General features: G+C 70.4%; 12 protein-coding genes and 2 pseudogenes. 8 read left to right on the top strand and 6 right to left on the bottom strand.

The window, feature by feature from the left end:
- Positions 1 to 279: 279 nt before the first annotated feature.
- The 6 genes from rsmG to rpmH form a co-directional block, all read right to left on the bottom strand.
- On the bottom strand, positions 280 to 936 hold the full coding sequence (rsmG, locus tag ACYC1Z_RS03885) for a 16S rRNA (guanine(527)-N(7))-methyltransferase RsmG (RefSeq protein ID WP_461408221.1): 657 nt from the start codon (positions 934 to 936) through the stop codon (positions 280 to 282).
- Positions 937 to 965: 29 nt separating this feature from the next.
- On the bottom strand, positions 966 to 1,484 hold the full coding sequence (locus ACYC1Z_RS03880; protein WP_461408220.1) for a Jag family protein: 519 nt from the start codon (positions 1,482 to 1,484) through the stop codon (positions 966 to 968).
- Between the two features lie 73 nt (positions 1,485 to 1,557).
- Positions 1,558 to 2,739: a membrane protein insertase YidC gene (gene yidC / locus ACYC1Z_RS03875; RefSeq protein ID WP_461408219.1), complete on the bottom strand. Its 1,182-nt coding sequence runs from the start codon at positions 2,737 to 2,739 to the stop codon at positions 1,558 to 1,560.
- Between the two features lie 110 nt (positions 2,740 to 2,849).
- Positions 2,850 to 3,104, bottom strand: a complete 255-nt coding sequence (gene yidD, locus ACYC1Z_RS03870) for a membrane protein insertion efficiency factor YidD (protein WP_461408235.1) — start codon at positions 3,102 to 3,104, stop codon at positions 2,850 to 2,852.
- 58 nt (positions 3,105 to 3,162) lie between these two features.
- Positions 3,163 to 3,561: a ribonuclease P protein component gene (gene rnpA, locus ACYC1Z_RS03865; RefSeq protein WP_461408218.1), complete on the bottom strand. Its 399-nt coding sequence runs from the start codon at positions 3,559 to 3,561 to the stop codon at positions 3,163 to 3,165.
- Between the two features lie 9 nt (positions 3,562 to 3,570).
- A complete protein-coding gene (gene rpmH, locus ACYC1Z_RS03860) occupies positions 3,571 to 3,708 on the bottom strand; it encodes a 50S ribosomal protein L34 (protein WP_461408217.1) in 138 nt (45 codons plus the stop codon).
- Positions 3,709 to 4,110: 402 nt separating this feature from the next.
- Here rpmH and dnaA point away from each other — a divergent pair, with 402 nt between their 5' ends.
- The 8 genes and pseudogenes from dnaA to ACYC1Z_RS03820 all read left to right on the top strand — a co-directional run.
- The gene (gene dnaA, locus ACYC1Z_RS03855; protein WP_461408216.1) at positions 4,111 to 5,565 is read left to right on the top strand and encodes a chromosomal replication initiator protein DnaA; all 1,455 of its coding nucleotides are present in this window, start codon (positions 4,111 to 4,113) and stop codon (positions 5,563 to 5,565) included.
- A gap of 554 nt (positions 5,566 to 6,119) precedes the next feature.
- A complete protein-coding gene (gene dnaN, locus ACYC1Z_RS03850) occupies positions 6,120 to 7,247 on the top strand; it encodes a DNA polymerase III subunit beta (RefSeq protein ID WP_461408215.1) in 1,128 nt (375 codons plus the stop codon).
- A gap of 114 nt (positions 7,248 to 7,361) precedes the next feature.
- Positions 7,362 to 8,258: pseudogene (gene gnd / locus ACYC1Z_RS03845) on the top strand (phosphogluconate dehydrogenase (NAD(+)-dependent, decarboxylating)); the annotation flags it as partial.
- Positions 8,259 to 8,312: 54 nt separating this feature from the next.
- Positions 8,313 to 9,560: a DNA replication/repair protein RecF gene (gene recF / locus ACYC1Z_RS03840; RefSeq protein ID WP_461408214.1), complete on the top strand. Its 1,248-nt coding sequence runs from the start codon at positions 8,313 to 8,315 to the stop codon at positions 9,558 to 9,560.
- Positions 9,553 to 10,227: a DciA family protein gene (locus ACYC1Z_RS03835; RefSeq protein WP_461408213.1), complete on the top strand. Its 675-nt coding sequence runs from the start codon at positions 9,553 to 9,555 to the stop codon at positions 10,225 to 10,227. Before recF ends, ACYC1Z_RS03835 begins: the two co-directional genes overlap by 8 nt.
- A gap of 317 nt (positions 10,228 to 10,544) precedes the next feature.
- Positions 10,545 to 12,548 (top strand): DNA topoisomerase (ATP-hydrolyzing) subunit B, encoded by a 2,004-nt coding sequence (gyrB, locus tag ACYC1Z_RS03830; RefSeq protein WP_461408234.1) that lies wholly within the window; start codon positions 10,545 to 10,547, stop codon positions 12,546 to 12,548.
- 123 nt (positions 12,549 to 12,671) lie between these two features.
- Positions 12,672 to 15,326, top strand: a complete 2,655-nt coding sequence (gene gyrA, locus ACYC1Z_RS03825; protein WP_461408233.1) for a DNA gyrase subunit A — start codon at positions 12,672 to 12,674, stop codon at positions 15,324 to 15,326.
- A pseudogene (locus ACYC1Z_RS03820) lies at positions 15,323 to 15,548 on the top strand (hypothetical protein); the annotation flags it as partial. The gene gyrA and the pseudogene ACYC1Z_RS03820, both read left to right, overlap by 4 nt.

Below are 15,548 nucleotides of genomic sequence, written 5' to 3'. Positions count from 1 at the left end.
CCGCTGGGTGACACCACATGAAGCGTCACCGGAGGACACCAGGCGAGACATCGCCGGGGGAGACGGCGTGAGACCTCGGAGGGCATCACTGGCGGTGTCGGTAGGAGCCGTCGCGTGCAGCGCCCGCGGGACGTCGCGTGCAGCGCCGCCGGGGACGCCCGCCAATCGCCCAGCTGGCCGGCCCGCGCGATCGTGAGCGCCTGCGGCCGGAGCGTGGCGGCAGCATTCGCGCAGGCCCCCCAGCGGAAGGAGCGCCCGGGGGCGCGGCGCCCTACGGGATCAGCCCCGCTTGGTCGCCACCACCACGGTCGTGGGCTCCACGCCCGCCAGGGGGGTCACGTGATGCACCTGGGTCCGTACGACGCCCAGCTTCTTCAGGACCTCCCTCGCGCGCTCGGCCTCAAGGCCGGCGCGTTCACCCTTGAGCGCCACGAGGCTGCCTCCGGGAGCCACGAGCGGGAGCGTCCACCGGGCAAGCTTGTCCATCGCGGCGACCGCTCGCGCGGTGACCGCGCCGAACGCCACCTTGCCGTGAAGGTCCTCCGCGCGCGCATGATGGATCTCGACGTTGTCGAGCCCGACCTCCCCCACCACCTCCACAAGCCACGCAACGCGCCGCTCCATCGGTTCGATCAGGTGAACGTTCAATTCAGGACGCATCGCGGCCGTAATAATGCCCGGAAAGCCGGCCCCGGTGCCCACGTCGGCGACAGCCACGTCCGTCGGCAGAAAGACCGACACCGCTGCCGAGTTGACGATGTGCCGACTCCACAACCTCGGCAGCTCGCGCGGGCCGATCAGGCCACGCAGCTCACCCTCCGCCACCAACATCTGCGCAAATTGCTCGACCGCCGGCCATGCCGGCCCGAAGAAGGAGCGCATGGCCGCGGACGGCTCCTCGACGCCGGGCACCAGAGCCCGGTCGGCGTCGCCCACGCCCTCGTCCGACGTTTCGTGCCCGCTGGTCACTCCGGCCGGATCACGACGTACCGCGACGGCTCGACACCCTCCGAGTCGCTGACCAGCCCGGCCGCCGCGACGACGTCGTGGACGACCTTTCGCTCGAACGGGTTCATCGGGTCCAACGGCACCCGCTCACCCGAACTCCGCACCTTGGCCACCGCCTCGTTGGCGATCTCGGTCAACTGGACCCGCCGCTGCTTGCGGTAGCCGGCGATGTCGAGCATGAGCCTGCTGCGCTCGCCCGTCTTCGCCTGGACGGCGAGGCGCGTCAGTTCCTGCACGGCGTCGAGCACCTCGCCCTGCGGGCCGACCAGCCGGCGGAGCCAACGATCGCCGTCGTCCTCGGATGCGATCTCGACCGCGGCGCGACCGTGGTCGACGTCGATGTCGATGTCGCCGTCGAGATCCGCGATGTCCAGGAGCTCCTCGAGGTAGTCCGCCGCGATCTCGCCTTCCTCCTCCAACCGCCTCACGCCGTCGCCTACCGGACGCGGGGTCTCGACCGTCTCATCCTCGCTCATGGGTGTCCTCATCTCGATCGCGCTCTCCGCCGACCCGGCGGAGCTGGTGTGGGTGGGGGCTGTGCCGCCCGTGCTACTTCTTCTTCTTGGCCTGCTGCTTCCGCTTCTGGGCCGCCGCCCGGCGCTGTGCGGCGCGCGTCTCGTAGCGCTTCTGCGCACGTTCGCCCGCCGTCAGGCCGTCCTTCCCACGGACCTCGCCGTCGTCCTCTGGCTCTTCCCCGCCGGCGGCGTCCGCCGCCCCCTCGGGCTCCGCCGGAACGGTCGGCTCGTCGACGGCGCCCTCGGTCGGCCCGGACTTCTTCGCCCGATCCTTGCGCTTGGGTTGCTCGCGCTGCCCGCGGGGCTCGGCCTCCTCGGTCTGCGCCGCCTCTTCGGCGGTCTCGGGCGGAAGCCCCTGCCGGGCGCGCCGCCGGGCCAGTCGCGCCTGGCGGGCCTTGTCGGCCTCCGAACCGGGCGCCGGCTGCTTACGGATGGAGTAGAACTGCTGGCCCATCGACCACAGGTTCGACACCGACCAGTAGATGAGCACACCGATCGGGAAGTTCACCCCGGAGACGGCGAAGACGAGCGGCAGGATGTACATCAGCATCTTCTGCTGCCGCGCCATCGGATTGTCGAGCGCCGCGGCGGGCATGTTCTTCATCGTGAGCTGACGCTGCGTGGTGAAGGTGGTGACGGACATCAGCACGATCAGGACGACCGTCACGGCCTTGACCACGACGTCGTCCGAGGACAGGAACGTCTCGGAGATCGGCGCACCGAAGAGCGTCGAACTCTCCGCCTGCTGAGCGAGCGACTGGGTGAGCGGGCCGATGCTGTCCCGTCCGCCCACCAGGTCTCCCCTGGAAAGCGGGCCCAGGCTGTTGAGCACCCGGAACAGTGCGAAGAAGATCGGCATCTGCAGCAGCAGCGGGAGGCAGGAGGCGAACGGGTTGGTGCCGTGCTTCCGGTACAGCGCCATCATCTCTTCCTGCATCTTCTGACGAGAAGCAGGGTCGGTCTTCTTCTTGTACTTCGCCTGGAGCTTGGCCATCTCCGGTTGCACCAGCTGCATGCCGCGGGAGGCCTTGATCTGCTTGAAGAAGAGGGGGATCAGCAGCACCCGGATGACGACCGTCAGGCCGACGATGGAGAGCACCCAAGCCCAGCCCGATCCGCCGGACATACCCAGGAAGACGAGGGCGTCGTGGACGCGCACCATCATCCAGGCGACCCCGACCATGATCGGGTACAAGATACTGTCGAAAAAGCCCATGAACTGCTGCTCCTAGTGCCGCTGCGGCGCGCCGGTGCCCAGACGCGCCCCCCGAGTGTATGAACCGAGGGTACGGGCTCCTGGCCCCACCGCGAGATCCGATTTCCTCCTCACTGCGCGTGCCCGCCCACCTCCGGGGCCTGCCAGCTGCCGTGGGGCGGCACGTGGTCGACACCGCCGAGGCTCCACGGGTTGCATCGCAGCAGCCGCCACCCGGCGAGGAGCGAGCCCTTCGCCGCCCCGTGGCGCCGCAGGGCGGTCACCGCGTAGGCGGAGCAGGACGGGTAGTACTTGCAGGTACGGGGCAACCACGGGGAGACCACGAGCTGGTAGCCCCGGACCAGGCCGAGGATCAGCCACGTCACTGGATTCCCGGGTCGGTCCTCATCGGCTGCTGCGGTGCCGTCCTCCTGGTCCTGCCGCTCAGCCACGAGGACCACCGGACAGCGCGCCACGGGCTCCGGCCCGTCGGACGGCGCCCGCCAGCGCGCCGTCGAGATCGTGTGCCAGGTCGTCGTAACCAGCGTCGCCGGCCGGTGGGAGCGCGCGCACCACCACCCGCGAGCCGGCCTGGAGCGTCGAGACCCGCTCACACATCAACGCCCGCAACCGCCGCTTCACCTGGTTGCGGCGGACCGCGGACCCGACGCTCTTGGGCACGACGAAACCGACCAGGACGTCAGTGGTGTCCTGGTCGGTCTCCGGGCTGTGCTCGGGAAGGCGTACGTGCACGACGAGGCGCCGTGCGCCGCTCCTCGACCCCCGGCGAACCGTGTCGGAGAACTGGTCCGACAGACGCATTCGATGGCGGGGCGGGAGCACCGTCGCCTCTCAGGCAGAAAGCTCGGAACGCCCCTTGCGACGGCGCGCGGAAAGAATGGCGCGGCCGGCGCGGGTACGCATCCGCAGACGGAACCCGTGCACCTTGGAACGGCGCCGGTTGTTCGGCTGGAAAGTCCGCTTGCTCACGGCAGTACTCCAAAACGGTCGGTGTAACTCAGGAGGCCCCGCCACGTTCTGGCAGTGCGCGTTCGGTGTCGCGACGAGGCTCACGGACCTGATGGTCCGGACGCGCCGGGGCACGCCAGAAACTCCGTCGGGACGACCTGCCCACGGTACGCGAGCGCGGCCCGGCCGGTCAATCGGGGTGCGTTATGGCGCCGCACACACCGACCCTCCCAGGCGTGCGCACGCCGGCGCGGAACCACCCCCGGTCCCGTGGCGCCGGCCGTCGGAGCAGGTAGTCTCAGCGGACCGCATCCGAGCACGGGCGGCATACCATCTCCACAGGTTGTGGATAAACGTGTGGATCTCTCGTTCCCGTGCCACACTCGTCGTCACGCTCTCGTATGCAGCAAGGGGATCTTCAAGGTGCCGGACCAACAGTCGCCCGCGGCAGCCTGGGCACAGGCGGTCGAGATCCTCACTGCGGACGGCGACATCGGTGGCGGCGGGCTCGCGTTCATCCGCATGACGAAACCCCTCGGCGTCATCGACGGCACGATGCTCCTGGCCGTGCCGAGCGACTTCGCCAAGGACTTCCTCGAAACCCGCGCCCGCGAAGCGATCACCATCGCACTCACCGCCGCCGGCTCGCCGTCGCGGTTCGCGGTGACCGTCGATCCCGAGCTCGAGGACTGCGCGCCCGCGGAGCCGGAGCCTCGCCCGACCACCCTGGCCGAGCACATCGACGCACCGCCCGCGCCGGGCGCGGACCGCCCGCGTTCGACGCCGCCACAGCGGTCGATCGCCGACCGGGGTTCATCCGCCGTGGACAGCGGGGTGGACTCCTCGCGCCTGAATCCCAAGTACACGTTCGAGACCTTCGTCACCGGCTCCTCCAACCGGTTCGCGCACGCTGCGGCCACGGCCGTCGCCGAGGCCCCCGCGAAGGCGTACAACCCCCTCTTCATCTACGGCGGGTCCGGGCTCGGCAAGACACACCTCCTCCACGCGATCGGCCACTACGCGCGCAACCTCTACCCAGGCGTCCGGGTGCGCTACGTCAACTCCGAGGAGTTCACCAACGACTTCATCAACTCCATCCGGGACGACCATGCCGAGGCCTTCCAGCGCCGCTACCGCAACGTCGACGTCCTGCTGATCGACGACATCCAGTTCCTCGGCGGCAAGGAGCAGACGGTCGAGGAGTTCTTCCACACCTTCAACACCCTGCACAACGACAACAAACAGGTGGTCATCACCTCGGACCTGCCGCCCAAGCACCTGGCCGGCTTCGAGGACCGCCTGCGGTCGCGCTTCGAGTGGGGTCTGCTCACCGACGTCCAGCCTCCCGACCTCGAGACCCGCATCGCGATCCTCCGCAAGAAGGCGACCAACGAGAACCTCCAGGCCAACGACGACGTCCTGGAATACATCGCTTCCCGCATCTCGACGAACATCCGCGAGCTCGAGGGTGCCCTCATCCGGGTCACCGCGTTCGCCAACCTCAACCGCCAGCCGGTCGAGCTGTCCCTGGCGGAGATGGTCCTGAAGGACCTGATCACGGATCCCGAGGGTGAGGACATCACCCCGACGCTGATCATGAGCCAGACAGCCACGTACTTCTCCGTCTCCCTCGAGGCGCTGTGCTCGGCGGACCGGTCCCGGGTGCTCGTCAACGCTCGACAGATCGCCATGTACCTCTGCCGCGAGCTCACCGACCTCTCCCTGCCCAAGATCGGGCAGCTCTTCGGCGGCCGCGACCACACCACGGTCATGCACGCCAACCGAAAGATCCGCGAGCAGATGGCCGAGAAGCGCTCGACGTTCAACCAGGTCACCGAGCTGACCAACCGCATCAAGCAGAACGCCCGCGCCCGCTGACCCTGCTGGGTCCCACCACCCGCGAGGGCTCCCGCCCGACCAGTCGCACCCGTGCGGAACGAGGACCATCGTCAACGGCGCCGCCCGAACGGCGAATCCCATGGTCCGCAGGTGCGGCCCGCGCATCCCCCTGACCGGCGGATTGGGCGAGAAGTCACGATTCACAGGTGTGGACGACGCTGTGGATTGTTGGGGACAACAGCCCTCCCCTCGGTGGACCGCGGTGCCGTCTCGGTGGACCGAGCCAGGGGCCCAATGACAGATCCACCGCCGGCACGTTCTTTGCACATCCCGTCCACCCGGGCCACCCACAACCTCGTTGTCACTGTGACCTGCGTAGATCCCGCTTGTCCACAGTCTCCACAAGCGCTACTACGACGATGACAACTATCTGGGAGGGATTGCTGTGGACAACCAACGTCTGCCCTTCACGCACCACACCGAGACCCGCAGAACTGCACCGCTACCGGGTACCGGACGGTTGAGGTCGTCGCGTAGGGTTGGCCTGCGTCGCGTGCATCCGGCGGCGAGACATCGAGAGAAGGTCATCAATCGTGAAGTTCAGGGTTGACCGGGACGTCCTTGCGGAGGCGGTCACCTGGACCGCGCGCTCGCTTCCGACGCGACCGCCGGTCCCGGTTCTGGCCGGCGTACGCCTCGAGGCGGGCGCCGGTGCCGTGACCCTCTCGAGTTTCGACTACGAGGTCTCCGCCCGCTCCGAGGTGGCCGCGGACGTCGACGTCCCCGGTGTCGCCCTGGTCTCCGGCCGGCTGCTCGCCGACATCAGCAAGGCATTGCCGGCCAAACCCGTCGACGTCGAGCTCGAAGGCACCAAGGTGGTCCTCACCTGTGGCGCCTCGCGCTTCACGCTGCTCACGATGCCGGTCGAGGACTACCCGGCCCTGCCGCAGATGCCCGAGCTCAGCGGCCGCATCGACGCGGGTGTGCTCGCCGAGGCCGTCGCCCAGGTGACCACCGCCGCCAGCCGCGACGAGACCCTGCCCCTCCTGACCGGCGTGCGCATGGAGATCGAGGGTGAGAAGCTCACGCTCCTCGCCACCGACCGCTACCGCCTCGCCCTGCGGGAGCTCACCTGGCACCCCGGCTCGCCGTCGATCTCCACCGTCGCCCTGGTCCGGGCACGCACGCTCTCCGACGTCGCCAAGGCCATGACGAGTGCCGGCGACGTCGACGTCGCCCTCGCCTCCGAGGGCCCGGTCGGTCTCATCGGCTTCGAGGCCGGTGGTCGCCGGACGACATCGCTGCTCGTCGAGGGCGACTATCCCCCGGTCCGGCGCCTTTTCCCGGAGACGACGACGACCCACGCCGTCACCAGCACCGCCGCCCTGGTCGAGGCGGCCCGGCGCGTGAGCCTCGTCGCCGAGCGCAACACCCCGATCCGCCTGAGCTTCACTGACGGCCAGATGGTGCTCGAGGCGGGGCAGGGCGACGACGCCCAGGCCAGTGAGGCCCTCGAGGCCACCCTCACCGGGGAACCGATCAGCACCGCGTTCAACCCGCACTACCTGCTGGACGGCCTCGGCGCCCTGACGACCCCGTTCGTGCGGATGTCCTTCACCCACTCGAGCAAGCCTGCTGTCCTCACCGGTCAGGAATCGCTCGAGGGCGAGGACCGGCTGTCCTTCCGCTACCTCCTCATGCCGATCCGCTTCGCGGGCTGATCGCCCGGCGTGTGGTCGGACGGGACAGGGACAAGGGTGAGGACGCAGTAGTTGCCGCAGGCAACGGGGGGCGCGGCGGCTCGCCACGAGGCGCCCGACACGGGCCCAGAAGGAGTCGAGATGCACATCGGGATGGTCGGGCTGGGCCGCATGGGCGGCAACATGGCGCGCCGGCTGCGCGCGGGCGGTATCGAGGTCACCGGGTACGACGCCCACTCGGACGTCACCCAGGTGGGCAGCCTCGCCGAGCTCGTCGCCGCACTGCCCGAGCGGCGTCGCGTCGTGTGGGTGATGGTCCCGGCAGGTGAGGCCACCACGTCCGTCCTGACGGAGCTGGGCTCGCTCCTGCGCGAGGGCGACGTCGTCGTCGAGGGCGGCAACTCCTACTACCAGGCGGACCAGGCCAACGCGGCGACATTGGCCGAGCACGGCGTCGGCTATGTCGACGCCGGGGTCTCCGGTGGGGTCTGGGGTCGGGACGACGGCTACGGCCTCATGGTCGGCGGTGCGGACGCCGACGTGGCACACCTCATGCCCGTCTTCGACGCACTGCGCCCGGCGGGTCCGCGCGAGGAGGGTTTCGTCCACGCCGGCCCGGTCGGCGCCGGCCACTACGCCAAGATGGTGCACAACGGCATCGAGTACGGCCTCATGCAGGCCTACGCCGAGGGCTACGAGCTCCTCGCGGCGAAGGGGCTCATCACCGACGTCGGGGCCGTCTTCGCCGCCTGGCAGCGCGGCACGGTCGTCCGGTCCTGGTTGCTCGACCTCATGGTGCGCGCGGTCCAGCAGGACCCGGGCCTCGACGACATCTCGGACTGGGTCGACGACTCCGGCGAGGGCCGCTGGACCATCGAGGAGGCCATCGAGGAGGCCGTGCCCGTGCCGGTCATCGCCGCGGCGCTGTTCGCCCGGTTCAGCTCCCGGCAGGACAGCTCCCCCGCGATGCGGGCGGTGGCGGCGCTGCGCCAGCAGTTCGGCGGGCACACCACGAAGCCCGCCGGCGCATAATTCTCGGGACGACGAACCGCGCGAGGGCACATTCAGGAGGAGGCAGAGCACGGGATGTACGTCTCGGACCTCTCCCTCAACGACTTCCGCTCCTACCACGAGGCCGTGCTCGCCCTCGAACCGGGCGTGACCGCTTTCGTCGGGCAGAACGGCCAGGGCAAGACCAACCTCGTCGAGGCGGTCGCCTACCTCTCGACGTTCTCCAGCCACCGCGTGGCCGCCGACACCGCACTGGTGCGCCAGGGCACCACGGGCGCCGTCGTCCGGGCGAAGGTCGTGCATGGTGAGCGACCGACGCTCGTCGAGCTCGAGATCGTGGCCGGCAAGGCCAATCGGGCCAGACTCAACCGCGCGCCCACCCGCCCGCGCGAGCTGCTCGGGGTGCTGCGCACGGTCGTGTTCGCACCCGAGGATCTCGACCTCGTCAAGGGTGACCCGGCCCACCGGCGCCGGTTCCTCGACGACCTCACCGTCCAGCTCACCCCCCGGCTCGTGGCCGTGCGTGCCGAGTACGACAAGGTCCTGCGCCAGCGCGGCGCGCTGCTGAAGTCCGCCGGCGCCGTCCGGCGGCGCGGGGGCCACCCCGAGCTGAGCACCCTCGACGTGTGGGACGGCCAGCTCGCCGCCGCCGGCGCACAGCTCGTCGCGGCCAGGGCCTCCCTCATCCGGCTCCTGCGCCCGTTCGTGGCACACGCCTACGAGGAGGTCAGCCTCGGGCAGGGCGCCGCCCGCATCGACTACCGGGCGAGCGTCGACGTGGCCGACGACGTGCCGGAGCCCAGCCCGCCGACCCTCGCCGACCCGGGCCCGGCCGGGGAGGAAGCCCGCGCGGGCATCGCCCGGCGCGAGGAGGCCCTCGGCGACGTCCCCGCGGTCACCCGGCGCCTGATCGAGGCGATGGGGCGCCTGCGGGACCGGGAGATCGACCGGGGTGTCTCGCTCGTCGGCCCCCATCGGGACGACCTGGCCCTCTCCCTCGGCACCCTGCCGGCCAAGGGCTATGCCAGCCACGGGGAGTCCTGGACCTACGCGCTCGCGCTCCGCCTGGCCGCCTACGAGGTGCTGCGCTCGGACGACACCTCACCGTGGGGGGTCGACGGCGAACCCGTCCTCATCCTCGACGACGTCTTCGCCGAGCTCGACTCGCGGCGCCGCGATCGTCTTGCGACCCTGGTGGCGGGTGCCCGGCAGGTCCTCGTCACCGCCGCCGTGGCGGAAGACGTCCCCGAGACCCTCGCCGGGGCCCGGTTCACCGTGCACGGCGGCGCGGTGACGCGGGACGGGAAGGGGACGCATGACTGAGACGCCCCACCCCGGACCGGGCACGCCGGCGGCCGGCGCAGCCGCCGTCGCCCCGGGCGAATCGGTCGGGGCCACGGCCGCAGGCGACGCCGGCCCGGACGAGACCGACGCGGCCGCCCACCAGGCGCTCGACCGCGCCCGGGAGGCCGCGCGGGCCAAGGGCAGTTACCGGACCGGGCGGCGGCGTCGCCCCACGGATGCCGAGCCCACGGAGGCCGAGCCCGGCGAGGACGCGCCGGACACCCCCGCGACCGGCGCCTGGCGCCCCGGGCCGGGACTGGCCTGGGGCATCAGCGGCCCGGGGCCGTCGCGGCGTGACCCACAGCCGCTCAGCGGCATCGCGGCCCGACTGGTCGCCCAACGCGGATGGACCCGCCCGATGAGCGTGGGCGGCGTCGTCGGGCGGTGGCGCGCCGTCGTCGGGGCGGACTTCGCCGACCACTGCGTCGTCGAGACCTTCGAGGAGGGTGAGCTCGTGGTCCGCGCGTCGTCGACGGCGTGGGCCACGCAGGTGCGCCTGCTCCTGCCACAGCTCGAGCGTCGCCTGGCCGAGGAGGTCGGTGAGGGCACGGTCACCTCGATCACGGTGCTCGCCCCGGGCGGACCGAGCTGGAAGCACGGCCTGCGGTCCGTCCACGGGCGCGGGCCGCGCGACACCTACGGGTGATCGCCGGAACATCGAGCGCCGACCCCTACCAGGGTTGTGGACGCACCTGTGGATATTCGCGGTTCCCGGCCCCAGCACGGTAGAATCGACCGACCCACCCGGCCTGTGCGCGCCTGCACGGAACCGGGCATTCAAGCGGTGGCCCCACGCCCCGGCCCCCGGGCCCGGCGGCGGCAGGCGGTTGCCCCGCGAGACGAGGAGAGCCTGCGATCGTGGCCGACCACCGTGATGACGCTGCCGAGAACGACCTCACCGAGAACGTGCCACCGGCAGCCGGCACCGCGGCCGAGCAGACCTCCACCCACAACCCGGGCACCGTGCCGACGACCCAGGAGTACGGCGCTGGCAACATCACCGTGCTCGAGGGGCTCGAGGCCGTGCGTAAACGCCCCGGGATGTACATCGGCTCCACCGGCGAGCGCGGCCTGCACCACCTCGTGTACGAGGTGGTCGACAACTCCGTCGACGAGGCCCTTGCCGGGTACGCCACCCACATCGAGGTGACGATCCTCGCCGACGGCGGCGTCCGCGTGGTCGACGACGGACGCGGCATCCCGGTGGACATCGTGGAGTCCGAGGGGAAGCCGGCCGTCGAGGTCGTCCTCACGATCCTGCATGCCGGCGGAAAGTTCGGGGGCGGCGGGTACGCCGTCTCCGGCGGGCTGCACGGCGTGGGCGTCTCCGTGGTCAACGCCCTCTCCCAGCGCCTCCAGGTGGACGTGCAACGGCAGGGTTCCCACTGGCGGATGGGTTTCGTCGACGGCGTGCCCACGGGCGAGCTGACGCAGGGCGAGCCGGCCGCCGACACCGGCACCACGGTGACGTTCTGGGCCAACGAGGACATCTTCGAGACCACCGACTACAACTTCGAGACGCTGCGCGCCCGCTTCCAGCAGATGGCCTTCCTCAACAAGGGTCTGCGCATCACCCTCACGGACGAGCGCTCCGGGGCCACCGACGCCGGGGACGAGATCACCGGGGACGAGCACGGCACCGAGGACGACGCCCGGACCGGGCGCCGGGAGGTCTCCTACATGTACGAGGGGGGGCTGCGGGACTACGTCCACTACCTCAACACCACCAAGAAGGTGGAGCTCGTGCACCCGGAGATCATCTCCCTGGAGGCCGAGGACGTCCAGCGGCGCATCTCGCTCGAGATCGCCATGCAGTGGACCTCCGGCTACTCCGAGGCCGTGCACACCTACGCCAACACGATCAACACGACCGAGGGTGGTACCCACGAGGAGGGGTTCCGCTCGGCGCTCACCTCCTTGATGAACAAGTACGCGCGCGAGAAGAACCTGCTGCGGGAGAAGGACGACAACCTCACCGGCGAGGACATCCGCGAGGGACTCACCGCCGTCATCTCCGTCAAGCTCGGCGAGCCCCAGTTCGAGGGGCAGACCAAGACCAAGCTCGGCAACACCGAGGCGCGCACGTTCGTCCAGACCCAGCTCTACGCGCACCTGGGCGACTGGCTCGATGCCCACCCGGGCGAGGCCAAGGACATCTTCCGCAAGTCCCAGCAGGCGGCCGCCGCCCGCATGGCGGCCCGGAAGGCCTGCGAGGCCACGCGCCGCAAGGGGCTGCTGGAGTCCAACTCCATGCCCGGCAAGCTCAAGGACTGCTCGAGCCGGGACGCGACCGTCTCGGAGGTCTTCATCGTCGAGGGCGACTCGGCCGGTGGTTCCGCCGTCCAGGGCCGCGACCCCGAGACGCAGGCGATCCTGCCGTTGCGCGGGAAGATCCTCAACGTCGAGAAGGCCCGGCTGGACCGCGCGCTCGGCAACGCGGAGATCCAGGCGCTCATCACCGCCTTCGGTACCGGCATCGGTGAGGAGTTCGACATCGCCAAGCTGCGGTACTACAAGATCATCCTCATGGCCGACGCCGACGTCGACGGCCAGCACATCTCCACCCTGCTGCTGACCCTGCTGTTCCGCTACATGAAGCCGCTGGTCGAGCACGGGCACGTGTACCTCGCCATGCCGCCGCTGTATCGGCTGAAGTGGTCGAACGCCCCGCACCAGTACGTCTACTCCGACAAGGAGAAGGAGGTCTTCCTCGCCGAGGGCGCCCGCCAGGGATGGCGCCTGCCGAAGGAGAGCGGCATCCAGCGGTACAAGGGCCTGGGCGAGATGAACGACCAGGAGCTGTGGGACACCACGATGAACCCCGACTCGCGAACACTGCGCCAGGTCACCATCGGCGAGGCGGCCGCCGCGGACGAGACGTTCTCGATCCTCATGGGTGAGGACGTCGAACAGCGCCGCGGCTTCATCCAGCGCAACGCCCACGACGTGCGGTTCCTGGACATCTAGACCCGAGCGCCGCCGCCCGCGCGCGCGGGCGCACGCCACGCCGGAACGACAGAACAGACGAGAAGGACAGACGTGACCCAGCCACCCGAGGACCAGGGCAGCACCGAGCAGACCAGCGAAGTCGTGACCAGGCGTGATCACATCGAGCAGGTGGACCTCCAGCTCGAGATGCAGCGTTCGTACCTCGACTACGCGATGAGCGTCATCGTGGGCCGCGCCCTGCCGGACGTGCGCGACGGCCTCAAGCCCGTCCACCGCCGGGTCCTGTACGCCATGTACGACGGCGGCTACCGGCCCGACTCCTCGTTCAGCAAGTGCACGCGTGTCGTCGGCGAGGTGATGGGCCAGTACCACCCGCACGGCGACACCTCGATCTACGACGCCCTCGTCCGCCTCGTCCAGCCGTGGTCCATGCGCTACCCGCTGATCGCCGGCCAGGGCAACTTCGGTTCCGCCGGCGACCTCGGTGCCGCGGCCCCCCGGTACACCGAGTGCAAGATGGCGCCGCTGGCCATGGAGATGGTCCGGGACATCGACGCCGAGACCGTCGACTTCCAGGACAACTACGACGGCCGGAACCAGGAGCCGACCGTCCTGCCGTCCCGGATCCCGAACCTGCTGGTCAACGGCTCCGAGGGCATCGCCGTCGGCATGGCCACCCGCATCCCGCCGCACAACCTGCGCGAGGTGGCCGAAGGCGTCCTGTGGTTCCTCCAGCACCCGGAGGCCACCAAGGAAGAGCTCCTCGGCGAGCTCATGCTGCGCATCAAGGGGCCGGACTTCCCCACGGGCGCCCAGATCCTGGGCCGCAAGGGCATCGAGAACATGTACCGCACCGGCCGTGGGTCCATCACCCAGCGGGCGGTCGTCACCGTCGAGGAGATCCAGGGCCGCCAGTGCCTGGTGGTCACCGAGCTGCCCTACCAGGTCAACCCCGACCGGCTCTCGCAGAAGATCGTCGACGGGGTGCGCGACGGCCGCATCACCGGGATCGCCGACATCCGGGACGAGTCCTCCGGCCGCGCCGGCCAGCGCCTGGTCGTCGTGCTCAAGCGCGACGCCGTCGCCAAGGTCGTGCTGAACAACCTCTACAAGCACACCCAGCTCCAGGACAACTTCCCCGCGAACATGCTCGCCCTGGTCGACGGCGTGCCGCGCACGCTGAGCCTGGACGGGTTCGTCCGGCACTGGGTCAACCACCAGGTCGACGTCATCGTCCGACGCACCCGCTTCCTGCTGCGCAAGGCCGAGGAACGCAGCCACATCCTGCGCGGCCTGCTCAAGGCGCTCGACGCGCTCGACGAGGTCATCGCGCTCATCCGCCGCTCGCCCACGGTCGACCAGGCACGGCAGGGCCTGATGGCGTTCCTCCAGATCGACGAGCCGCAGGCCGAGGCCATCCTCACCATGCAGCTGCGCCGTCTCGCCGCGCTCGAGCGGCAGAAGATCCTCGACGAGTACGCCAGGCTCAAGGCCGAGATCGCCAACTACAAGGAGATCCTCGCCTCGCCGGCGCGGCAGCGGGAGATCGTCGGTGAGGAGCTCACCGCCGTCGTCGACAAGTACGGCGACGAGCGGCGCACCACGATCGTCCCCTTCGACGGCGAGATGAGCATCGAGGACCTCATCCCCGAGGAAAGCATCGTCGTCACCATCACCCGGGGTGGGTACGCCAAGCGCACCCGGGTGGACAACTACCGCTCCCAGCGCCGCGGCGGCAAGGGCGTGCGCGGGGCCCAGCTGCGCGAGGACGACGTCGTGGACCACTTCGGGGTCACGTCCACGCACAACTGGCTGCTGTTCTTCACCAACCTCGGGCGCGTGTACCGCGCCAAGGCCTACGAGCTGCCCGAGGCCGGCCGCGACGCCAAGGGTCAGCACGTCGCCAACCTGCTCGCGTTCCAGCCGGGGGAGTCGATCGCCGAGGTGATCTCCATCAAGGACTACGAGCAGGCCGAGTACCTCGTGCTGGCCACGCAGCGCGGCCTGGTGAAGAAGACCCGCCTGTCGGAGTACAACACCAACCGCTCCGGCGGTGTCATCGGGATCAACCTGCGCGAGGACGAGGACGGCAACCCCGACCGCGTCGTCGCCGCCCGGCTCGTCGACGCCGCGGACGACCTCCTGCTGGTCTCGCGCAAGGGTCAGTCGATCCGCTTCACCGCCACCGACGAGGCACTGCGGCCGATGGGTCGGGCCACCTCCGGCGTCACCGGCATGAAGTTCCGTGCGGGCGACGAGCTGCTCGCGATGGACGTCGTGCGTGACTGGTACGAGAACTCGGCGCTGTTCGTCGTCACCGAGGGCGGCTACGCCAAGCGCACCGCCGTCCGCGAGTACCGCGTCCAGGGGCGCGGCGGCCTGGGCATCAAGGTCGCGAACCTCGTGGAGTCCCGCGGCGACCTCGTCGGCGCGCTGCTCACGGCTCCCGACGACGAGGTCCTCGTGATCATGGAGGGCGGCAAGGTGGTGCGCTCCGCCGTCGCCGAGGTCAACCTCACCGGGCGGAACACGCAGGGCGTGACGTTCGCACGGCCCGACTCCGGTGACCGGATCATCGCCGTCGCCCGAAACGTGGAGCGTCAGGTCGAGGAGGAGGAGCACCTGGGGGCGAGCGGCACCAGTGCCGAGACCCCCGGGGACGTGGCCGACGACGCCGCGACAACCACCGAGGAGGGCGCGGCCCGGCCGGACGACACGGTAGCGTCGACCCCTGACGACGCCGGCCCGCAGGTCGACGAGGCCCCGGCCGAGGGGCCTGACGGAGGAGACGTATGAGCACCACACCACGCGACGGCGACCGGTCGGGCACGCCGGTGTCGCCGCCCCCACCCGGTATGACGTCGAGCCCCGCCGGGAGCGGGACCGTGCGTCGGCCGCTCGCCGAGCGGCTGGGGGAACAGGGCAACGGGGGCCGGAGCGCTGCGACCGGGGCGAGCCCGGCCGCCGCCCCACGCAAGGCCGGGGAGGCACCGGGCAGCGCCGCGGGGACGAGTGCCC

The organism is Georgenia sp., from assembly GCF_054605595.1.
This window is presented reverse-complemented; position numbering and strand designations above follow the sequence as displayed.